The 22385-nt window shown below is 46.0% G+C and carries 15 protein-coding genes; 14 read left to right on the forward strand and 1 reads right to left on the reverse strand.

The window, feature by feature from the left end:
• Window positions 1-131 precede the first annotated feature (131 nt).
• The 14 genes from NSS66_RS23825 (at window position 132) to NSS66_RS23890 (ending at window position 21091) form a co-directional block, all read left to right on the forward strand.
• Window positions 132-716, forward strand: coding sequence for a hypothetical protein (locus NSS66_RS23825; protein WP_053325494.1), 585 nt, complete (start codon window positions 132-134; stop codon window positions 714-716).
• Window positions 717-775: 59 nt separating this feature from the next.
• Window positions 776-1198, forward strand: a complete 423-nt coding sequence (locus NSS66_RS23830) for a hypothetical protein (RefSeq protein ID WP_340959926.1) — start codon at window positions 776-778, stop codon at window positions 1196-1198.
• 300 nt (window positions 1199-1498) lie between these two features.
• The gene (locus NSS66_RS23835; RefSeq protein WP_340959927.1) at window positions 1499-1981 is read left to right on the forward strand and encodes a hypothetical protein; all 483 of its coding nucleotides are present in this window, start codon (window positions 1499-1501) and stop codon (window positions 1979-1981) included.
• A 459-nt stretch (window positions 1982-2440) separates the two neighbouring features.
• The gene (locus NSS66_RS23840; RefSeq protein ID WP_339200167.1) at window positions 2441-3406 is read left to right on the forward strand and encodes an ABC transporter permease; all 966 of its coding nucleotides are present in this window, start codon (window positions 2441-2443) and stop codon (window positions 3404-3406) included.
• Between the two features lie 27 nt (window positions 3407-3433).
• Entirely contained in the window at window positions 3434-4318 is an 885-nt protein-coding gene (locus tag NSS66_RS23845) for a carbohydrate ABC transporter permease (protein WP_328799919.1), read from the forward strand.
• A 92-nt stretch (window positions 4319-4410) separates the two neighbouring features.
• Window positions 4411-5970: an ABC transporter substrate-binding protein gene (locus tag NSS66_RS23850; RefSeq protein WP_340959928.1), complete on the forward strand. Its 1560-nt coding sequence runs from the start codon at window positions 4411-4413 to the stop codon at window positions 5968-5970.
• Window positions 5971-6122: 152 nt separating this feature from the next.
• Window positions 6123-7676, forward strand: a complete 1554-nt coding sequence (locus NSS66_RS23855) for a DUF5597 domain-containing protein (protein WP_340959930.1) — start codon at window positions 6123-6125, stop codon at window positions 7674-7676.
• Between the two features lie 165 nt (window positions 7677-7841).
• Window positions 7842-9437: a response regulator gene (locus tag NSS66_RS23860; RefSeq protein ID WP_279833771.1), complete on the forward strand. Its 1596-nt coding sequence runs from the start codon at window positions 7842-7844 to the stop codon at window positions 9435-9437.
• Entirely contained in the window at window positions 9434-11209 is a 1776-nt protein-coding gene (locus tag NSS66_RS23865; RefSeq protein ID WP_279833770.1) for a sensor histidine kinase, read from the forward strand. Before NSS66_RS23860 ends, NSS66_RS23865 begins: the two co-directional genes overlap by 4 nt.
• 258 nt (window positions 11210-11467) lie before the next feature.
• Entirely contained in the window at window positions 11468-13945 is a 2478-nt protein-coding gene (locus tag NSS66_RS23870; protein ID WP_339200164.1) for a glycoside hydrolase family 3 N-terminal domain-containing protein, read from the forward strand.
• A 53-nt stretch (window positions 13946-13998) separates the two neighbouring features.
• Window positions 13999-16338: a GH36-type glycosyl hydrolase domain-containing protein gene (locus NSS66_RS23875; protein WP_339200163.1), complete on the forward strand. Its 2340-nt coding sequence runs from the start codon at window positions 13999-14001 to the stop codon at window positions 16336-16338.
• A gap of 93 nt (window positions 16339-16431) precedes the next feature.
• Window positions 16432-18951, forward strand: coding sequence for a glycoside hydrolase family 3 N-terminal domain-containing protein (locus NSS66_RS23880; protein WP_340959932.1), 2520 nt, complete (start codon window positions 16432-16434; stop codon window positions 18949-18951).
• A 376-nt stretch (window positions 18952-19327) separates the two neighbouring features.
• Window positions 19328-19921 carry a nucleoside hydrolase gene (locus NSS66_RS23885; protein WP_340959933.1) on the forward strand — a complete coding sequence of 198 codons (594 nt, stop codon included), beginning with the start codon at window positions 19328-19330 and terminating at the stop codon, window positions 19919-19921.
• A gap of 915 nt (window positions 19922-20836) precedes the next feature.
• Window positions 20837-21091: a hypothetical protein gene (locus tag NSS66_RS23890; RefSeq protein ID WP_076265028.1), complete on the forward strand. Its 255-nt coding sequence runs from the start codon at window positions 20837-20839 to the stop codon at window positions 21089-21091.
• Window positions 21092-21237: 146 nt separating this feature from the next.
• Here NSS66_RS23890 and xerS read toward each other — a convergent pair whose 3' ends face one another.
• Window positions 21238-22326 carry a tyrosine recombinase XerS gene (gene xerS, locus NSS66_RS23895; RefSeq protein ID WP_076265029.1) on the reverse strand — a complete coding sequence of 363 codons (1089 nt, stop codon included), beginning with the start codon at window positions 22324-22326 and terminating at the stop codon, window positions 21238-21240.
• Window positions 22327-22385: the final 59 nt, after the last annotated feature.

A 22385-nucleotide genomic window follows, 5' to 3' on the forward strand; every position in this document is an offset into this window, starting at 1 on the left:
TCTCATATAGATGTAAGATTTAAATTGAAGAGCTATATCCAAGACAGGATTGAACCATGAGGTTTGAGAATCTTTCATGTGAGTGATTGATTCAACTTCAGAAGGAATATGCAACGAAGCTCCTCTGCCACGTGAATCCTTACACTGGCTTAGCCCTAATCGACGATCCGGCGGTTATAACCATTCAGATCAATAATGAGGATTCGGTCTTTAAGGGCACGGAAGATATAAAGGATACGAAGGGCATCGTACCGTACCGACAGGAGTTGCAACGCCGCTTTAACCGGTACCTGCTTGCCAAATATGATACAAGGAAGAATCTGTCCGATGCCTGGACATTTAATGGCGTCTGTGCTCTAGGCACAGAGGAAGATCCGGAGGAGGGCACCGTGCTTTTCCCGGAGGGAGATTTCTATCAGGTTCAGAATAACCCTATGGGTGAATGGACAGGTATAGAGAGCCCCGCACGCTATGCCGATTTCACAGAATTCGGCATTTATATTAACCGTCGGTATTATGGCACAATGATTGACCATGTTCGCTCTCTGGGGGCGAAAGTACCCATTGTGACTAGCAACCTATTAAACGGCGCTGCGGATGTTTATTCCCATGCTGACGACGACTTGATGGAGAACAATACCTACTTCAACCATCCGATACCTCCCTTCGACGAGGCTAAGCCGAAAGTGGCAGATATGCGGGAATATGTAATGTAACTTCCAATCCATTGACCGTTCATAAGGACAGCTTGTTTCTTCGCACTAACATGCTTCCGATGGCCAGCACGGCAGTGGTGGCGGGCAACCCCTTTATCTTGAGCGAGTGGAACGAGTATGGTGTTAACCCGTTCCACTCCACGGCGTTCATTTCGATGGCAGCCTATGCCTGTCTGAACGACTGGGATGGTCTCATCGTTTATTGCTATCATACGTCTGAAAGCTGGAACGACCAGCCTGCCGATGAGATTACCAACATATTTGATGCTTACAACGATCCATCCCTGATCTGTCAGTTCGGTTTTATGGCCGCATTGTTTCTCGGGGACCTCGTGCGTCCGGCGGAGCACCGGGTGGATCTGGTCTTCACGCAGAACGATCTGAAGACCCTGCCGCCAGCTTTCAGTATGCCGAACGCCTATCTCCCTTACATTACAAGCCTGCGCCGTATTCTTGGATCAAGGGGATGCCTATACCGGTGACGCAGACGTTGCTGTTACCGCCGGATTTGTAAAAAATGGCGAGCTTTCTCAGGCTAAACGCGCCGTATATTACGCCTGGTCTCCATATCGGGACGCCCTGCGGCACGCGAACGGCGAAGGGCGGCTGGAGCGTCTTGCCGCGAAGGCAGATGAAGAACTGCCCGGAGCGAAGCTGGGCGACAGGATCCTGGTCTTCAATGAGATTGCTCCCTTGGCTGGCGAAGGCGATTACACTACGTTTGCCGCAAACCTGGATGTCGCGCTCAAGCGTGGGGCCTTCTGCCCGACGACCGAGGACTCGTGGGCAGTGCCCTCGTCTCCGATACCGGTGAATTGGCCTTTGATCCGAAGGCAGGCACCTTCCGCATCCGCACCGAAGGCTGTCCTTACTTCAGCGGCGATCCTTCGAACGGCATCGCGTTGACAAAGGATATTTCCCTTTCTCTTATCAACCATCGCATCTCAGCGGCATTGCTGCCTGTAAAAGGCACTTCCGTAGAATGCTCAGAAACCTACCTTTTGATGGTCCTCGGCCACACCGGCATGGACGAAACCATCTTTACCACGGAAGGCTTATTTACGACTGTCGATTTTCAGGGGAAGCTGTACGCGGACACCCCGGAAGGAACCTTGTTCGTGCGCTGCAAGTCCGCAACGCTTACTGCTCTGGACACGGTGGGCACGCCAATCGCCAGCATCGAATGCGCTCCTGCTCATGACGGCGTGACCTTCGTTCTGGACGGAACAATCCCTGCTGTCCATTTCCTGCTGGAAAGGAAATAAGGCTAGAGGTAAAAAGTTCAATGCAGCAAAAGGCAATTTTACCGATTATTTCGTGAGCGTTGCGAGATGTAGTAGACCGTTATAGTGCACGGATTTAAAATAGGAGGAATCGAAGCCGGTGGTGAACCATCGGCTTTCTTATTATTAGCGTGGCCAGTCAAGCTAGACACAACCAGCTTATTAGTGTCCAACCGGGGCAAGAGCCGAGTCGCCTAGAAGCTTCGGCATCTGGAACATTCAAGAGCTGATTCAGTTGAACTTTGGGCCACTGTATGGATTATCTTTTACCGGCCTTCCTGGTAAGGGAACCACTGTGTGAGTACATATTCCAAAGTTAAGGGGAAAGTAAGCGCTAACATAAGATCTCAAAGGAAATCGAAACTTTTCCCCGTAGGTGCTGGCTTTGAAGCCTACTACAATAAAGGAGGACACAGAGAAACATACTGAAGGAGGCTGCTTATGAGTTCGAAAATAGAGGAGGTTGCGGTGCGGACCCCCAAAAAGGTTAAATGGTTGTCCCCACTACAGGAGCTAAGGAAAAACTGGGTGCTATATGCGATGTTCATCCCGATTGCTGTTTTTTTTATCATCTTTGCCTATATACCGATGACAGGCATCATTATGGCTTTTAAGGAATTCAACTATAGGGATGGCATCTTCATGAGTCCATGGAACGGACTGGAGAATTTCGAATATTTTTTTCAATCCGGCAAGGCATGGCTTGTGACCAAGAATACCATCATGTACAATCTGATGTTTCTGGGATTTTATACGTTCTTCTCAATTTTAGCCGCGGTGCTGATCTCGGAGACATACAACAAATTTTTCAAAAAGGCTACCCAAACTTTTATGTTTCTGCCTTATTTTATTTCCTGGGTTACAGTGTCCGCATTTGTGTATAATTTTCTGAATTATGAATTCGGAATTGTAAACGTTTTCCTGAGGAATATCGGGTTTGAAGCTATAGACATCTATTCGTCTGGCGGCTATTGGTATCTTCTGCTCCCGCTGCTATACGTGTGGAAGTGGGTTGGCTTTGGCAGTGTCCTATATCTAGCGGCAATTGTAGGGATTGATCAGGAGATTTATGAAGCAGCAACAATTGACGGCGCTAGCCGTTTTCAAAAAATCATGAAAATCACGCTTCCTTTGCTCAAGCCTACAGTGGTAGTGCTGATTCTGTTGGGGCTAGGAAGGATTATGCGCGGCGAGTTCGATATGTTCTACCAACTGATCGGCAACAACGGCGCGCTGATGAATTCCACAGATATTGTTGATACATTGGTGTTCCGCTCGCTGATGGGCACGCAGGATTTTGGCATGGCTTCTTCGGTGGGGCTCTATCAATCGGTACTCACACTGATTATTATCCTGTTCGCTAACTACCTTGTCCGCCGCTATGACAAGGATAACGCACTGTTCTAACTTGACCATAAGAAAGGAGGAATCTTTATGACAAAAAACAAATTGAATTCGGCGCCCGTCTTTAAGGCCTTCTCATACATTGTTGTCTCGCTTATCGCAGTTCTATGTTTGATGCCTTTTATCGTTCTAATCTCCGGCTCTATTTCGGAAGAAGGGCAGGTTTTAGCCAAGGGTTATTCCTTTCTGCCACGCGGCTTTTCGTTGGATGCCTATGCCTACATCTTCCGCAATCCCGGTGAGATTCTTTCTGCTTACCGCGTCTCGCTGATCGTGGCGGTGGTTGGAACGGTGCTTTCGCTGCTGTTCTCCACGATGGCGGCCTATGTAATGTACCGTAAGGAAGTAAAGTACCGGAATAAACTAGCGTTTTTTCTGTTCTTCACCACATTGTTTAACGGTGGATTGGCCCCTTATTTCATCTGGATCACCAGTTATTTGCATCTGAAGAACACTCTTGCAGTACTAATTTTGCTCCCCATGTTCAATGTTATGTATGTGCTGATTCTGCGCAGCTTCATACAGGGCTCTGTGCCAGAGCCGCTAGTGGAATCGGCCAAAATTGACGGGGCGGGAGACTTTCGGATTTTTTGGCAGATGGTGTTGCCGCTCTGCAAGCCCGCACTCGCTTCTATTGGTTTGTTCACCATTCTGGCCTACTGGAATGACTGGTGGACCCCGATGATGTTCACTGACAAGGAGCAATACGTGCCATTGCAATATTTACTCTATAAAATGTTGTCTTCAATGAACATGTCTGCGGCTATGGCCCAACATATGTCGGCTCTTGACACGCCTAAAGAAACGTTCAAGCTTGCTATGACAGTGATTGCTACAGGACCAATTGTGATTCTGTTTCCGTTCCTTCAGCAGTATTTCGTAAAAGGTATTACAATTGGCGCCGTAAAAGGGTAAACCCTACTGTGCGGATGCAGAGGCAATACGTTTGTGAATCCTGCATAAATGGGGATTTATATATAATTGCGATTTTCAGAGGGGGAATAAGAGTGAGAAAAGTAAAGAAAAAAGTTATGTTGATCCTGACAACGTTGCTGTCACTGACGATGCTGCTGTCTGCCTGCTCGAGTAGCAACGATGCCGCCACAAGGCCAGAACCGAATCAGAAAGAGGAGGTTGTGCTGAAGGGTTACCTGCTTGGTGAAGCACCGAAGGGTATGCCGGATGTGCTCGCGAAGCTCAATGAAAAGCTGAAAAAAGACATCAATGCCACCATTGATCTGAATTACATCGGCTGGGGGGATGTGCAGTCGAAGTATCCATTGTTGTTGGCCTCAGGCGAAGATGTGGATTTTATCTTTTCGGCAGATTGGAATTATTATGTCGAACAAGCGAATAAAGGAGCCTTTTATGAACTTAAGCCTGAGGATATAGCCAAATATATGCCGAAGAAATCGGCTGCTATTGATCCTACAGCTTGGGAAGAGGCCAAGATTAACGGTAAAATCTTTATGATTCCAAAAACCACTCCGGACAGCAATGTCTTTGTGGCTGTACTACGCAAGGATATTATGGCGGAAGCAGGCCTTACCGAGGTGAAGAGCCTCTCTGAAATTGGTCCTTATCTGGAAGCTGTTAAGAAAAACCATCCGAATATGATCGGCCTAAACCTGGACTCTCAGGTTGATCTTCCGACACCGTATCAACAGCTGATGCGTGATAAAATTGGCTATACAGGCGGTCCTTTCGGAGGCGGTCCTTTGGCTCAAGGAGTAGCTTACGATTTTACAGATCCGACTGGGAAAATCTACAGCATGGTAGAGGAGCCTTACCTAAGCGCACAAAGATATGCTGCCGGCATCATGAAGGACTGGTATGACAAAGGTTATGTTAACAAAAATCCATATTCAAATAAGATCCGCTCCAAGGATAATTTTGTGGAAGGCAAATCTGCGGTAGCGTTTGGCAACAGCATAGATATTGCATCCACCCTAGAAGCTGCTCAAGCGAAAGGAATTGAAACCTATATCATTCCGTCCTTGATGCCAAATGGTAAGGTCCCAATTGGAAATTATATAGGAGCTGGAATTTCCATTGCGGCCAATTCCAAAAATCCGGAACGTGTGATGCAGGCGTTCGACCTTATTATGGAAGATCCTTCTTATGTGTATTTGACTTATTTCGGGATCGAAGGCAAGAACTACGTCATCACACCAGACGATAAAATCGGGCTGTCGGAAGGGATAACAGCCGATACAAATACCTATCCTCCGGATGCTGCGGGCTTCTGGTTCGTAAATAAGGCTTTGTTTAAGCCGATGAGTACTTGGCCACAGACTTATATTGACTTTTGGAAGAAACAGGACGAATATAATACCTCAGACTTCGCATTAAAAGGCTTTTCCTTCAACTCGGAGAATGTCAAGACGCAGATTGCAAACTTGGCCAATGCTTCGACACAATATGCCAATCCAATCTATATCGGCGCAGTCAAGGATGTAGACAAAGCATTTGACGAACTGGCCAAAAATCTGAACAGTGCTGGTCTGGATAAGGTCAAAGCAGAGGTGCAGACCCAGGCTGAAGAATTTCTGGCAAAGAAGAAATAACATTTGATCACCGTCGAATAGGGAAATGAATGAGTTACCGGTCATGGTACTTTTTGAAGAGCGCAGCAGGCAAGCTGCGCTTCTTTTGGCAGATGTTAGTATACGACGAACTGAGAGAATCGCTTGTAATAAATATCAATGGAGAGTGAGAGATGATGAGTAATATTAGCTTAATGCCTCAGTTAAAGAAGGAAAATGGGATATTCAATTTGTATGTCGATGGAAATCCATTTATTGCACTGGCAGGGGAGATCCATAACTCCAGTGCCTCTGACTTGAACTATATGAAGCATAAGGTTTGGCCTCAACTTAGAGAATTACACTTAAATACAGTAATCGTACCGGTCTATTGGGAACTGATCGAACCGATGCAGGGGGAGTTTGACTTTCATCTTGTTGATGGAATTATTGAACAAGCCCAGGAAGAAAACCTGCGACTGGTATTCTTATGGTTCGGGTTATGGAAGAACGGAAAATCCTCATATGTTCCAAGCTGGGTTAAAAGGGACTACGAGACCTACTTTCGGGCGGTATATCAGAATAAAGAATCTTCCGATACGATATCGCCATTATGTGAGAAAGCCGTTGAAGCTGATGCGGCTGCGTTCAGATATTTCATGGCTCATCTGAAGAAAGTGGATGGAGATCGCCATACCGTTATCATGGTGCAAGTTGAGAATGAAATCGGATTCTTGGGCAGCGACCGTGATTACTCCGATCATGCGAACGAGCAATTCAACGACTCGATACCCGATGAATTGGCTGCGATTTTTGGCAAGGTAGGTTCATGGAAGGAGGCGTTTGCGGATGATGCGGAAGAATACTTTATGGCTTTTCATTACGCTCGGGCCATCGAACGAATCGCTAGCAGTGGTTCTGATGAGTACGCTCTTCCTATGTTCGTGAATGCATGGCTTGAGCAATTCCCATGGAAGCCCGGATCTTTTCCTAGCGGGGGGCCGATAGCAAAGGTCATGCAGATTTGGAAAGTGACGGCTCCGACCATCTGTCTTTATGCGCCGGATATTTATGTTCCCAATTTTGCCGAGGTTTGTGAGGAGTATACGGCCAGGAACGACAACCCCTTGTTTATTCCCGAAACTAGAAGAGACGTCGCTTCAGTGACAAACGTATTTTATGCGATTGGAAAACATAATGCCTTGTGTTTTTCTCCTTTTGGCATTGAAAGCATCTTTGCCCCTCCTTCAAAAGACAACGCAAATATCGAATTGGGTTTAGCTCTGAATATCGACTTTTCTGCCTTTGTTTCAAATGGAACCGGCCCCTACCTCGCACGCAGCTACGAGCTTCTCGGCAATATGCAGGCGATCATTCAGAAGTACCGCGGTACAGGAAAAATGACGGGATTTATTCAAAATCATGAGCCCGGCTGTATATTGTCTTTCACCAAATATGATTTGAAAGTAAACTATCAGCGCAGACAGGAAGGGAAACCGGTGTCAGGCGGCCTCGTAATCGAAGCGTCGGATAACGAATTTATTTTAGTCGGCATTGGATGTTCATTTGAATTTCTGCCTAAGCGCGGCGACACTTCCAAAGTGGACTACATTAGCATCGAGGAAGGAACGTTCGTTAAAGACAAATGGATCCGGGGGCGTGTTCTGAATGGGGACGAAGCCTCTTATAGATTAGCAGTCGGCAGCAATCCATCCGCCTTTTGTGTGGAAATGTATCAATACCGTTGAACAATTTGAATCTCTGCTAAGCTATTGATAACGATGTCGGAGTCATAATGAGAACCTAGGCAATGATGAATCCATAGAAGAAGACGGAGTGAAGGAATGAAGGGGATGGGAGCAGCGTTGTTGATATATAATGAATGAAAACGTCGTAGGGGAAGTGAGCACATCATGAGGCTGCTGATCGTAGAGGATGAAGAGAGAACCAGGGAAATGCTGTGCAAGCATATTGCCTGGGGGGAGTTGGGTATTAATGAGTTGGAAACGGCCCGCAATGGCATGATTGCTCTGGAGAGGTTCCAGAGCTTTCGTCCCGACATCGTGCTCTGTGATATCCGGATGCCGAAGATGGATGGTATAGAATTCGCGCAACAGCTTCGTAAGATTGATGTTTCATGCAAGCTATTGTTCCTGAGCGGATTCTCGGACAAGGAATATCTAATGTCAGCGATCCGGCTGAATGCTCTCGACTTTATTGAAAAGCCGATCAATCTAGATAAGGTGAGGGAGGCAGTTCGAGAGGCAGTGGAGTCCAGAAAAAAGGATAAGCAAAAACGAATGGAGGAGTGCCAACTGCAGGAGGCCTATGATGAAGGTCTGCCTTATCTGAGACAGGAGATGGTCCGCAAACTTATTTCAGTTCCTGATTCGCTCCATGTGTCGAAGGCTTTGGAGAGTAGAGAAACCTTTCTTTTGCCTCTGGAAGGACCGTATACTGTGCTTGCATCGTGCATGTACTGGCAGCCACCGCAATATCCCAAAGATCCGAGGCTAGTCCAAGAGGCAGTGTTGCGGGAGCTGAATATGAATAACAAGCTGGCTTCGCTGCAAGGCATCTGCGGTTTCGATTCACGGAATTTTTTAATCTTTATTCTGCCGGGGGTTTTCGGCTGCAGCTACCGGGAACAACGTAAGGTATTGGAGGATCTCTACGCCGAAGCGGCCGGGATCATAGGCAGCAATATCCGTTTCTGTATGGGGGTCGGAGAGTCGGTAAAAGAACAGTTGCAAATTCCGAATGCATACAGAACTGCTCTCGATGTGTGCAGTCTGCATTATTACAGCGAGGGTGATCGGCTAATCTTTGCCAATGCACTTGGTGGCAACCGATCACTTGCTACCGACTGGAACATGGTACGCAGTCTGCGCGGACTTCTGAAGCAGGGGGAACTGGAAGCTGCCCGCAGTCTTATTGTGAATTGGACCAAGCAGGCCAGGGCAGCACGTGATCTGAATATTGTCCGGCTCAAGGATTCCTATTTCCAACTCTTGCTGGTCATTCTCGATACAGCTGTGCAAATGGGGTTTACGGATACGGATGAGGACATGGAGCGGCGGTATATCTGGAAGGAGATTGACCGTGTTCCCGACCTGGCAAGCATGGAAAAATACATCCTCTCCTTCCTGGACTTGTTCCTGGTACCGCCGGAAGGGGAAGGTAGCTCGGCTAAAATGAGAGAGATTCTGCATTATATTCACAAGTACTTTCATGAAAGGGGTTTCACAATTCGAGATATTGCTGATCATGTGGACTTGAGCGAAACTTATCTCTGCTCCCTGTTCAAGAAGCAGAGAGGGGGCACCGTCAAGGAATATATCTCCTCGCTGCGAGTGGAAAAGGCCAAGGAACTACTTCTGGACAAGGAATTGAAGTTGTATGAGGTTGCAGAACGGACCGGCTTCACCGATGCCAATTACTTTACCACCTTTTTCAAAAAATGCGCAGGCTGCACGCCTTCGGAGTACCGGGAGAGGATGGCCAAATGAAACTGAAGTCCAGGAGAGCGTTCGCTGATTTTAGCATCCGGCATAAGCTGTTCGCTTCCTATATGCTGGTGATCATTATCCCGTTGGCCCTGCTGCTCTTCCTGCATCTGTTGTTAACCGCGAATGAAATGGAGAAGCAAGCGTTGACTTCGGCCCACAAAATGTTGGAGGAAACTAAATCCTACCTGCATTACCGTGCAGAGACAGTTAATGAAGTGTTGAACTTCATTGCCTTCAATGATACCGTTCAGACTCTGGTAGCCGAAGATCCGAGACGGTATGAGGATATCAATCTCTGGGGAACGGATGCCAGAAGGCTCGACCGGATACTGGCGAAATCCCGCTACAATTCGGATATTGAAACTGTCCAGCTCTATATGAAGCAGGGGCTTGCTTCAGCCACAGAAAGTCCCGACTATTTGAACATGGACAAATTGGAGAACAGCCTCTGGTTCAAGAACTTTATCGCTTCCCATTCCGTCTTCACCTGGCTGCCTTCCTCCGCTATTGAACAGGAAGAGGGCAGCGATGAAGTATCCGTCCTGCGAGTCATTCCAAATGCGCACAATATACAGGTGAGTGATGGCCTTGTGCGTGCCCGGATCTCGCAAAGCACAGTTCGTTCCGTGTTGGAACATGCTGTTGCCACTCCGTCTACCTCCGTAGTCTTATTCAATAACCGCGGTGATGTTCTAAGCACCTCTGGTGAATTTCTGTATACCTCCAAGGAATTTAAGGATATGCTGTCTCTGGTTCCGGCCGATGGGGAAATCGACACTATAGAGTTCAATGGGCAGCAAATCCTGCTTGGACTGGAGGCAATCCCTGAGACGGATATGAGTATAGCGATGATTGTGCCCTACTCGGACATACTGGAATCCAGCAACCGGATGCGCAATCGGCTGATCTTAATTTTTTTATTCATTATTCCCCTTACCTTTATTCTGTCCTTCGTTATTGCTGGTTCGGCAACCAAACGTCTCCGGCAGCTCATTCGGCATGTGCGCAAGGTCAAGGACGGCAATTTACGCATGTCACCGCTTCCAGCCAACCAAGATGAGATCGGAGAGCTAACAACTAATTTTAATATGATGGTGGAGAATGTATCGCGGTTGATGGAGGAGACCTACACGCTCGGGCGCGAAGTGAAGAACAAGGAGTTGAAGGCACTGCAGGCACAGATTAACCCGCATTTTCTTTACAATACCCTGGATCTAATCAATGTTATGGCTATTGAATCCGGTAATGAGGAGATATCCAAAGTAGTAGACCGGCTGGCTTTGTTCTATCGTTTGAGCCTGTCGAACGGCAGTGAGACCGTCACTTTGGAGAGTGAACTGCGGCATATTGAATCCTATGTGTCGATCCAAAACATGCGATTTAATAGTGCGATTACACTGAGCTTGAAGGTTTCACCGCTGCTGCTGGGCTGTGAGGTGCCCAAAATCATGCTGCAGCCCTTAATCGAGAATGCGATTCTGCACGGCATTTTAGAGAAAGATTCGGAGACGGGCATAATCCAGGTATCCGCTATGGAGGAGAAGGGCGATCTGGTCGTGGAGATCAGCGATGACGGCATCGGCATGGTGGAAGCAGTAGTGGAGGCTTTGTTAATCAGGCCTGTTAGCAAAACCACGGGCGGGTTTGGCATCAAGAACATTCAAGAGCGGATTCAACTGAACTATGGGTCGTTGTACGGATTGTCCTTTACCAGCCTACCTGGTGAAGGAACCACTGTATGGATCCGCCTTCCCAAGTCAATCAAAAAGTAAGCGCTTAAAAAAACGAAGAAAATCAAAACTTTCCCCCGTAGAGTGCTGGTCCTGCAAAGTTTTACAATAAGTAGAAAGAAGTATGTACATGGTTATTTCTTAAGGCTCCCTAACCCTGCGAGGCTGTCAGTACACATAAAGTCGTGGAATGAATAACGAAACGTCGTTCAAGGAGTAGAGCTGGCTTTCAGGCTCAGAGTAAACTTGAGTTAAAACATCTTCACAGTTGATGGAAACTTTAATTTTTTGGGGGGAAGAATGATGATTTACAAAGATGCCAGTAAATTTATTCATGAGAGAGTCGAAGATTTAATTGGAAGAATGACACTGCAGGAGAAAGTGGCCCAGTTAACTTGTGCAAATTCATATGGTGGAGAAACCGTGTATGATACTAGACATGGTAAATTAAAAGATGGCATTGGTACCATCAGTTATTTAAACGACTCCCTAACGGGTGACAATAAGAAGGATAAGGAGACAATAAAGGGCATACAAAAGTTTCTTGTTGAAGAAACCAGATTAGGTATCCCTGCGCTGTTTCATAGTGAAGGGATAGCAGGGGCGCAGATCCCAGGCGCAACTACTTTTCCGCAGTCTCTTAATCTTGCTTCTGCCTGGGAGCCGGCGTTAGCACAAAAAATGGGTGAGGTCGTCAAAAAACAACTAAGGGCATATGGATTCAAGGCTGTGCATTCCCCCCTGTTCGACTTGGGACGGGATCCGAGATTCGGAAGAATCGGCGAAACCTATGGAGAAGACCCCTATTTAGTTGCGCAAATGGGCGTGGCGTTCGTCAAAGGCGTCCAAGGTGATCATGAGATCATGGCTGCCGCTAAGCACTTTGTCGGTTATGGTAATGCTGAAGGGGGAAGAGGCGGCGGAGAACAGCAAGTCGACGAGCGAAGATTGTTGGATAGTTATTGCTTCCCCTTTGAAGCGGCTATACATGAGGCGGACGTGAAAGCGATCATGAATAGTTATGGGATTTTAAATGACCAGGCTGTGTCTACGTCAAAGTGGCTGCTTACCGATATTCTGAGAGACAAGTTGGGATTTAATGGCTTGGTTGTGGCTGATTATGGCAGTATCACGCATGCAACATTACGGTATAGAGTGGCAGAAGATCATAAAGAGGCAGGCATTCTGGCACTTAAAGCCGGACTAGATGTGGAACAACCCGGCAATCAATGTTACCAGCATTTAATAAAAGCGGTTGAATCAGGCGAACTGGAAGAGGCCTATATAGACAATTCCGTAAGACGAGTTCTTGAGACCAAATTCAGGTTAGGGCTATTTGAGAATCCTTATGATGATGGCGATTTTTTTTATGAAATTAAAAAAGCGGAGAATGTGGAGTTATCACGGGAGATTGCGGAGAAATCGATGGTATTGGTAAAAAATGAGGACAATATTCTGCCGCTCAAAAAGAGCCTGAAAGTAGCACTGATCGGCCCCGCCTCAGACACCAAAACCAACTTCTTTGGCGGTTATTCATCGGTAGGATCGGCCAGCACAAGAAGTAGCGATTTCGACAAATCCGAAGAAGACAGCTTCCTGAGAATGCTTTATACAGGGGCAATAACCGACGATAAAGAGTCATTAAAGTCGATGGGAATTGAATTTGATGACCAGCCCACCCCAGAACAAAGAGAAATCATTATGAATATGATCAGACAGAATTTAGCTTCTGAAGATTCCTCGAAAAGAGTCTATAAAACGAATGAAGAATTTGTTCAAATGTTCTACCCGGATTGTAAATCGGTAAAAGATGTGTTGGAGAAAGAGCTTGGGAAAGAACATGTGCTGCACGCCAAAGGCTGCAATATCTCCAAACCTATCGACAGAGGGATTGAAGCGGTAAAAGCTGTGGTGCAACAGGCGGATATCGTCATTGCCGTATTAGGTGGTAAAGAAAGCATGATTGATCCTGAAGCGACTTGCGGTGAAAACAAAGATAATCACAACATTGGTCTTGAAAATTCTCAACTGGAAATGATGGCAGAAGTATTTAAGTTGAATAAACCGGTGATTTCAATTATTGTTGATGGCCGTCCATTACCTACTCCATTGGTAAGCGAATACAGTAAAGCAGTCCTTTATTCGTGGCTGCCTGCACAGTCTGGAGCCGAAGCCATTATGAATATCCTTACCGGACAGAAGAACCCTAGTGGAAAGCTGCCGGTGACTATTGTCAAAGAAGCAGGTCAGATTCCCATGTATAACAGCAGACTACCGCTCTATGTTGAAATGAATGAATGGGCTGAATATATCGACCCCACCCAAAATAAACCGTTATATCCATTTGGTCATGGATTAAGTTATACGCAATTTGAATACGGTGACCTGGAACACGACCGCTCGGTTCAAGTTGACGGAGAATTGAATATCTTATTTAAGCTGAGCAATGTGGGACAGATTGCCGGGGATGAAGTTGTACAGGTTTATATCCGGGATCGGGTGAGCAGTGTTGCAAGACCTGTGAAGCAACTGGTTGGATTTGCACGGATTAGCTTGGACATTAACGAAACAAAGAAGGTTTCTTTCAAGGTAAACATGAAGCAACTGGCATTTCATGACTTGAATATGAATCAAGTTGTGGAGCCAGGTAACATGGAAGTGTTTATAGGTGCCTCATCCCAAGATATTCGATTAAAAGGTACCTTTGAGATTATAGGTGAAAAAACTATTGTTGAACGAAAGGCATTTTCATCAAATGTAACGATTACAGAACTGTGAAAACTGAATTAGCAATTCCTCTATTTCCATAACCGTTTACTAGGAGTGAGAAAATGAAAGTAGATAAAATTCATCATTTTTCTGATAAAGGTAACTCTTGTATTATTAATACGCCACGGCCCCCGAGGCATTGGTACAATTATTTGTGGAGCGAGCAAGGATATTGCACACAAGTTTCCCAAATTGGGCATGGCCGAAGCTATTATATCAATTCAAAAGCAGACATGTGTATGATCAATAATCAGGATGCCAAATACCTGTACTTGCGCGATGATGACGCCAATGTGTACTGGAATATAGGGGAAGGCCCATTAAATGAAGAAGTTGAGGATTTCTCATGTGATCACAATATTGGATATTCCATTCTCCAATCACGAAAGAACGGCGTCCATGCTTCCTGGAAGCTTTTGGTCCCGCATGAAGGCTATAACGAGGTATGGGTAGTCAAGGTCAGGAATAATACGGATAAAGTTAAGAATATCAGCGTATTCTCTACCGTGAGCTTTGAGCTTGAAGGCTTTAATTACCCGCGGTATTACGAAATGTACAGGAGCTGTGAAACCTTCTTTGATGAGAGGCTGAACGGTATTTACTGCCAGTCCAAACATCCCTTCGCGCCCCATAACAGATACAACAGTTATATCGCCTGCTCGGAAACCGTCCACGCCTTTGATGGCAATCTGGGAGAGTTTTTGGGAGATCTGGGGTCATACACTAGGTTGGATGCCATGCCAGCACCGTTGTTCCAGCGGCCGGACGTTGTAGTGAAAGGGAGAGATTGTACGAATTCTTTAACTACGCTTGTCAACCTCGGTGGGGTCTTGCAGAACAAGCTGGTACTGGCAGCTGGTGAAGAGAAGGAGCTGTATTATGTGCTGGGCGTCAGTGAATCGTTGGAAGAAGCGGTTCAAACGATGGAGCAATACAGCAACAGGGACCGTATCGAACAAGCACTACTGGAAACAAAGGAGCACCAGAAGTGCAAATACGCTGGCCTCCATATTGTTACGCCTCATGAGAAGCTGAACGTGCTTATGAACGAATGGGTGAAAAAACAGATTGACTTCTGCATAGTCGGCAAGAAGGGGGTTCGGGATAATCTTCAGATTGCCGTAGCCCTTCTAAATTACAGACAGGAAAGGGCCAAGGAGGAAATTATAGAATGCTTGCGGCATCAGTTTAAGGCAGGACATGCTGTGCTGACTTGGTATCCATATGATGCTACCCGTTACTCAGACCAGCCGTTCTGGATTATCTGGGCGGTGTGTGAGTTGATTAAAGAAACCGGAGATTATTCTCTTCTGGATATGGAGATCGAATATCAGGATGAAGGCTCGGCAACGATGCTGGAGCATGTAAAGGCTGCAGTCGACCGGTTGATTGAAGATAAAGGGAAACATGGCCTGGTGCGGATTTTCTTCGCGGATTGGAACGATGCCTTGAATATTACAACGGACCCGGATGCGGAATCTGTCATGCTATCCCAGCAGTTTTGTTATGCCCTGAAAGAGTTGTCAGCGTTGATCCGGCGATTGGGCGACACAGGTTATGCTGGGTACTTGGATGAACAGTACCATATCCTCCGCAATGCGATTAACGAAATGGCTTGGGACGGAAGCTGGTATATGCGCGCTCTTAGCAAAGAAGAGAATATCGGCTCCAAAGACAGCAAGGGGAGCACAATCTATATTAACGCACAATCGTGGGCCGTACTAGCTGATATTCCGGATGAAGAGAAGCTGCCCAAGGTGCTGGATTCCATGGACAGCATGGAGCATGATTTTGGTTTCCCGATCAATATGCCTCCCTATACGGAATATTCTCCCCATGTAGGCAGAATGGCCGGCATGCTTCCCGGGCTATTCGAGAACGGCGGAGTTTACTGCCACGCAACCGGTTTCAAAATTATGGCGGATTGCAAGGCAGGCAGGGGAGTAGAAGCCCTACGTACATTGCTGAAGATCATTCCAGACAGCGAAGCGAATCCATCCACACAATCTGGAGCGGAGCCGTATGTCTTCACTAATTGTTATTCAATTCACCCCAAATATTATGGGAAGTCCTACCAATCATGGACAACCGGAACCTCGGCATGGGGACTCATGTCCCTCTTGGAGGGAATTATGGGGATCAAGCGGGATTATGATGGTCTCCGGATTGACCCTTGCTTCCCGGCAGATTGGGAGGAAGCCCAGGTATTTAGGGAGTTCCGTGGCACACGTTATGATATTACCATCCGGAACCCATCACGGTTGTCTGAAGGACAACCCGAGATACAGGTGGATGGAAGCCTTATCAATGGAAATCTGCTGCCTCTCTTTCAGGATGATCGGACCCATTCTGTAGAAGTTGTTCTTAAGCCCAAACCTTCGAACACAAAAGTCGTCATATGAATAACGGAAAGTCGTTGTGGGATCTGCGGCCTAAAGGTTTGGTTATCGGTGTGGTGAAAGGTAGATTTGAAAATTTGTAGAGGAGTTGACAGCATGATTGGTACTTGGAGTTTTCTGCACCAAACGCCTCAATCCACGATTAAAATGCAATTTATCATTGAAAAGAAAGAAACTTATGTATTATCAGTTGTTCTGGAACCGTTTCCGTTTCCAATCGAAATCACTGCGTTGACTGTAGAAGGCAACATGCTTCAGGCCAAGGGAGTATCATCATTTGTACCAAATGAAACGCTTGAATTTGAACTGACATTTAATGATGAAGAGTTTCAGGGCAGGATCAAGATTCCCTTCCAGGAAGCATTCTTCGTAAAAGGTGTGAAAGGGCCTGGCCCATCGCTCGCGGATACGCTCATTTCCGAAATCGCTCCTTATCGGAAGCATGATGTAAAGCAACGCGACGATACAGAGATTTACCTATCCGTTGAAGCTCTTCTCAGCAAGATGTCCATTACTGATAAGATTGGTCAAATGAGTCAGTGTATGTCTACAAACCTCTCGCTTGGATCAGAGCTTGCGTCTGACACACCGGAAAAACTGGTTGCAGAAGGCCGGGCTGGTTCAGTTCTGTCGGCCGTAACGGGTCGCAGAGTGTTCGAACTCCAAAAAATAGCGGTGGAGCAATCCCCGCATAGTATTCCGTTGCTATTTAATTTTGACGTTATACATGGGTTTCAGACGGTATTTCCCGTGCCGCTTGCTTGGTCCTGCAGTTGGGACTTGGAATCTATCAGGGAAGCTTGTGCGATTGCCGCAAAAGAGGCTACCGCCAGCGGTATCACATATAACCATGGCCCGATGGTCGATGTTACGAGAGACCCGCGTTGGGGTCGCGTCGTAGAGGGCGCAGGCGAAGATCCTTATCTGGGAAGTCTAATCGCCAAAGCTCAAGTAGAAGGCTATCAAGGTAACAGTTTACACGATCCTGATACACTCATTGCTTGTTTAAAGCATTTTATTGCATACGGAGCTGCCGAGGCAGGAAGAGATTACAATACGGTAGATATTTCGGAAGGTACCTTGCGGAATGTTTACTTACCGCCCTTCAAGGCGGGGATTGAATCGGGCGCCGGGTCGGTGATGAATGCCTTTAATACGTACCAGGGGGTTCCTGTGGCAGGAAACCGCTACCTCCTTAACGATGTACTGAGAGGAGAGCTGGGCTTTGACGGTATATTGATTTCCGACTACGGCTCCATTGACGAAATCGTCGCTCATGGGTACGCAAGGGATAGCAAAGAAGCAGCAAAAAAGGCTCTTGATGCAACGTTGGATATTGAGATGGTGACTCGTTCTTATGATCATTTACATGAATTGATCGAACAGGGACTCGTTACGGAAGAACAATTGGACCAAGCGGTACGTCGGATTTTGACTTTTAAGTATAAGATCGGCATTATGGATGACCCGTTCCGTTATGTACGCCCGGAAATAGAAAAGGAATCTCACTTCCATCCGAGTCATCTGACAGCGAGTCGGAGTCTGGCGCAGAAATCCATCGTTTTGTTGAAAAATAACGGCTTGCTCCCGATTACAAGCAAGGAACGAAAGATAGCTGTAATTGGTCCATTCGGTGATAGCAAGGATCTGCTGGGACCGTGGCAGTGGTCCCGATATGCGAATGAAACCATTACGCTCTGGCAAGGGATTGAAGAACAGGGAGTACCGGCGGTAGATCTTTTGCTCGAAGAAGGATGCAAGGTTGAGGAAGCGATTGTAGGAGGACTGGAGCGGGCAGCTTCTGCGGCGGAACAAGCCGACATCGTTATTCTTGCCCTTGGTGAGAACAGTGAAATGTCTGGCGAGGCTGCATCCCGCATGGATATTACGCTGCCGAAGGCTCAACAAGAACTAGCGGAGGCAGTTGTTAAGGCAGGCAAACCGACCGTATTGGTTCTAACAAATGGACGTCCTCTTGTGCTGGATTGGTTTGAGCATCATATGGACGCCATCGTGGAGACATGGTTCCTTGGATCTCAAGCCGGGCATGCCATAGCAGATGTGCTCTTTGGCAATTATAATCCGTCTGGCAAACTAACGATGAGTTTCCCCGCTCATGCCGGACAAGTACCAGTATACTACAATCACTTTAGCACTGGGAGGCCTGTAACGGAAAGCAATAAGCATTTAAAGTTCTTTTCCAAGTATATAGATGGTTCTAATGATCCCCTGTATCCTTTTGGTTACGGGCTAAGCTATACGACGTTCGAGTATTCGGCAATTTGGTTATCCCAATCGCAGATGAATGCTTCAGAGACAATTACTGCCAACGTGACGATTACCAATACAGGTATGATACAGGGAGAGGAGACCGTCCAGTTGTACATTCAGGACCTTCATGGCAGTGTGGTCCGTCCAGTGAAGGAGCTTAAGGGGTTCCAAAAGGTGATATTAGCCGCAGGCGAAGCACAAGAAATCCGCTTCACCATCGCCGAAGCGGATTTGGCTTTTTGGAATTCGGATCGAAAATATGAGGCCGAACCGGGGGAGTTCAAGGTTTATATCGGATCGAGTTCTCGCGATGTGAAAGAAGCGTCATTCGAACTTCTGCCTTAAACGAGTTCTGGTACTGGAAAGGTCCTTCTCTACGATGCTGCTGGGTCCGATCCTGTGGAAGGATTAGCGAAGTAGAGAGGGAGTTCTGATTGTTTCAGCTGGTCCATTTTTACATTGGGGAAAGGTAGCGACTTCCTTGTTAACATTCATATACCGCTGTTTATAAATTTGTTCAAAGATAGCGAAGCAGGAAATGTGCCGATAGAAGCCTATAACACTTAATTATTTTATAAAGCGCTCGCTATGAGTCTTATGTAACACAGTTGCAATATTTCCAGTTAATTCAGTCCTCGATTTTGTATTTGACTATTGAGTGGAGTACATTTATCGGCCAAGATCAAAATATATTCTGTTTAAGATGAGGAAGAGAAGTGAATTGTTAACGCATCCATTTGAAGTGCCAGAGTCAAAAAAAATACGTCTTATTATTAACACTGATGCTAAGAATGAGGCAGACGATCAGTATGCGATCGTTCATGCTTTGTTGACGCCTCGATTTAATCTGAAAGGGATCATTGCTGCACATTTTGGTGAAAGACGGACAACGGCTTCAATGCAGGAGAGCTATGACGAAATCATTAACTTGCTTGACTTGATGAATATGAATGATGAGGTGCCGGTGTTCAAAGGGACAGAAAGATCGATACCCAATGAGAACACTCCTACGATGTCTGAGGGAGCTGAACTCATTATTCGTGAGGCCATGTTGGACGATCGACAGCCCCTCTATGTTATTTTTCTTGGAGCAATCACAGATTTGGCTTCAGCGTACCTGGCTTGTCCGGAGATTGCAGGCAGGTTTACTGCCGTTTGGATTTGTACAGTGACAACAAGTTTACCCCTACTAAGTCCTGATAATATCAGGTTTTTTTTATATTTAGGGCAAACTTGTTGTCACTACATTGCGACAACAAGTTTACCCCTTTCGAGGAGAATGACAACAAGTTTACCTCTTTCGAGGAGTTTGTAATATTTAAAGCGGCGGCTATAGTTAGAGTTACTTTGTGGAATGACATAAGTATTTTTTGTTCCAATCTACAATATAAACCGATGTTTTGTATCTGCTATATTTAATTTTTCTGTCCAATTAATTGTAGCCGATACAGGTTTTATCATCCACCACATAAGTGCATTCCCCTGAGTAAATATAGGTATAAACGTGAGGTGGCACACTAGTAAAGCGGGAGTCCTTACTAATGGCGATTCCGGTTTCGCTGACACTTAGTGGCCTAAAGCGATAAGACCCTATGCCACCTGACATCTACTTGATTCATATCTTGGTTGATAGGGCTTACCGCATTCGGATTGGCCAAGTACAGATAACCGTAAGCTTCACAAGTGGTATGATGGGTCAAATTGGGATGGTGGGAATATCTTGGTGGCGATCTGGCCGCTCCTCCGGCAGTGGTAGCCTGGGGTCCAAACCGCTTAGATTGCTTTATTCAAGGTCAAGATAATCGTATATATCATAAATGGTGGGGTGGGTCACGGTGGAGTGACCAGTCCTAGCGGTGTGAGCTAGGGACTTTGACCAGAGAAGTAGACCCCTTAAAACAACGGAACCCGATGCTGTTTCGGAAGACAGATGTCTGTTGACAAGAACATTATCTCATTAGCAGCCACGTAAATCGTGTTTTTCGTTATGGGATAAAATTCTTATCAAATTTGAATGGCAAGAACTTGATCTCTTTCCCGACACGCAAAATGCACGACTACCAGAAAGCCAGGGCGAAATCGCCTTGGCATATTTTCGTTGTCAGGCCAGATCCGGAAGTCCATGGCCATCTGGCTGTTGACGGGGATGATGCTCTTCGGCGGTGTCGGGCTCTGCGGTGGCTAGAGTGGAAGAACGCATCACGATGAGCGGCTCGAGTCAGGAGAGGACTTGGAGCTCTATCTGATAATCGGGACGCTTCAGGTGGCGGGCGGCGATGCCGTGTGGAGCAGTCCAGCGGGCCAAGGCGGCACGGTTTATATTTTGCATAAGAAAGTTAATAAATTTGCCAAATGTAAACTAAGTGATATTATTCGACCAAACAAAGGGGCTAGTAATGGGTTATCTAAACCAACTATTAATAATATAGAGCTTTCATTAAGAGATTTTCCAAAGAAGAATTACGGGATATGCGTGATGTACTGATTTCTATATGAACCGAAACAGGATGGAAATAACCTCGAAAAGACTACTATGAAAGTTTAAAAAAGTCACGGTCTACCGTGACTTTTATGCTAGTAGTCCTAAAATGAAGATTAAAGGCGGTCAAAATGGCCGCCTATATGCCTGGTTTATTCGAGTGAATCCATATCATCAACCGTATGATTTTGCTCGTCGTTTCTAATATGGGTGTAAAGTGTGGTTGTTTTGGGATCAGAATGACCGAGTATATCTTGGACAAGTCTCAGATTCTTTTTCTTTTTATACAGTTGAGTTCCAAAAGTGTGCCGTAGTATATGGACACTCAAAGGTTTTCCATAGGCACGAGAATATTTATTTACCATTTTTTGCATTGCGTTTCTCGTCATAGGTTTACCGCCTTTAGTTAGAAACAGGGCCGTTTCTGAAGCCGGCGGTTGGTATCTAGAATTGCGAATCCTCATGTATTCTTCAAGATCCAGCTTTGACCGCATCGAGAAGGGGACTGATTGCAATTTTTTTCCTTTTCGGGTCACAAGGACGCGTCTCGCTTCCCAATCGATGTCTATAAGGATTAAGTTAACTACTTCATTTACGCGAAGTCCTGAGCCTAATATGAGACTTACAATGGCAGTGTCCCGTTCGCGGTTATCTTCGTACCAGGATAGATGCCTTTTATTGAGTCCAGGTTGCCTGCCATAATCGTAAGCTATAAAACGACGAAATTCTTCTACGGCTTCTTCGGAAACAAGTATTTTATGATGGATGATTTTAGCTTGGTCTTGAATGTCAATTTTTGTTGTAGAAAACTCGATTTTTTCAATAACATTCCTTTTAAGCAACGGCATATGATTTTCGTCTTCAGCAAAATTCTGCAGGTAGCTAAACAATGACTTAAGGGAAGCCATTTTGCGAGCGATCGTTTTCTCATTGTTCTGTTTTCGTCGTGTGCTACCAGTGACGTTTTGTTTTTCCAAGAACTTCGGGTAGGTATCGGCCGTTTTAAGGTCTAAATTCTCCAGGAAGGAGAGGGGGACATCCTTAATCTTCTCGACTGGACATCCTGCTTCAGCGATCAACCAACCGAAAAAAATCTCATAATCGAACAGATACCCGAGTAGTGTAGAGGGTGAAAGTTTATTTGATTTACCCTCTACAAAATTGTTAACGTACCAGGGAAAATATATAATCTTTTGCTCTAATTTTTCTTCATCTCTTTCTCGCTGCGATTTCAGTGGCATAGCGCGAACCTCCTTTTATATAATTCAACAAATTTAGATTTTATGGAAACTTATATTTC

It is taken from the genome of Paenibacillus sp. FSL R10-2748 (assembly GCF_038005565.1).
Taxonomy (GTDB): domain Bacteria; phylum Bacillota; class Bacilli; order Paenibacillales; family Paenibacillaceae; genus Paenibacillus; species Paenibacillus polymyxa_B.

What these genes read in the sequence shown, in the direction of transcription:
- NSS66_RS23875 (WP_339200163.1), top strand. Translation starts at nt 13,999, where the DNA reads ATGAAAGTAGATAAAATTCATCATTTTTCTGATAAAGGTAACTCTTGT.
- NSS66_RS23865 (WP_279833770.1), top strand. Translation starts at nt 9,434, where the DNA reads ATGAAACTGAAGTCCAGGAGAGCGTTCGCTGATTTTAGCATCCGGCAT.
- NSS66_RS23860 (WP_279833771.1), top strand. Translation starts at nt 7,842, where the DNA reads ATGAGGCTGCTGATCGTAGAGGATGAAGAGAGAACCAGGGAAATGCTG.
- NSS66_RS23830 (WP_340959926.1), top strand. Translation starts at nt 776, where the DNA reads ATGGCCAGCACGGCAGTGGTGGCGGGCAACCCCTTTATCTTGAGCGAG.
- NSS66_RS23855 (WP_340959930.1), top strand. Translation starts at nt 6,123, where the DNA reads ATGATGAGTAATATTAGCTTAATGCCTCAGTTAAAGAAGGAAAATGGG.
- NSS66_RS23840 (WP_339200167.1), top strand. Translation starts at nt 2,441, where the DNA reads ATGAGTTCGAAAATAGAGGAGGTTGCGGTGCGGACCCCCAAAAAGGTT.
- NSS66_RS23845 (WP_328799919.1), top strand. Translation starts at nt 3,434, where the DNA reads ATGACAAAAAACAAATTGAATTCGGCGCCCGTCTTTAAGGCCTTCTCA.
- NSS66_RS23870 (WP_339200164.1), top strand. Translation starts at nt 11,468, where the DNA reads ATGATGATTTACAAAGATGCCAGTAAATTTATTCATGAGAGAGTCGAA.
- xerS (WP_076265029.1), bottom strand. Translation starts at nt 22,326, where the DNA reads ATGCCACTGAAATCGCAGCGAGAAAGAGATGAAGAAAAATTAGAGCAA.
- NSS66_RS23880 (WP_340959932.1), top strand. Translation starts at nt 16,432, where the DNA reads ATGATTGGTACTTGGAGTTTTCTGCACCAAACGCCTCAATCCACGATT.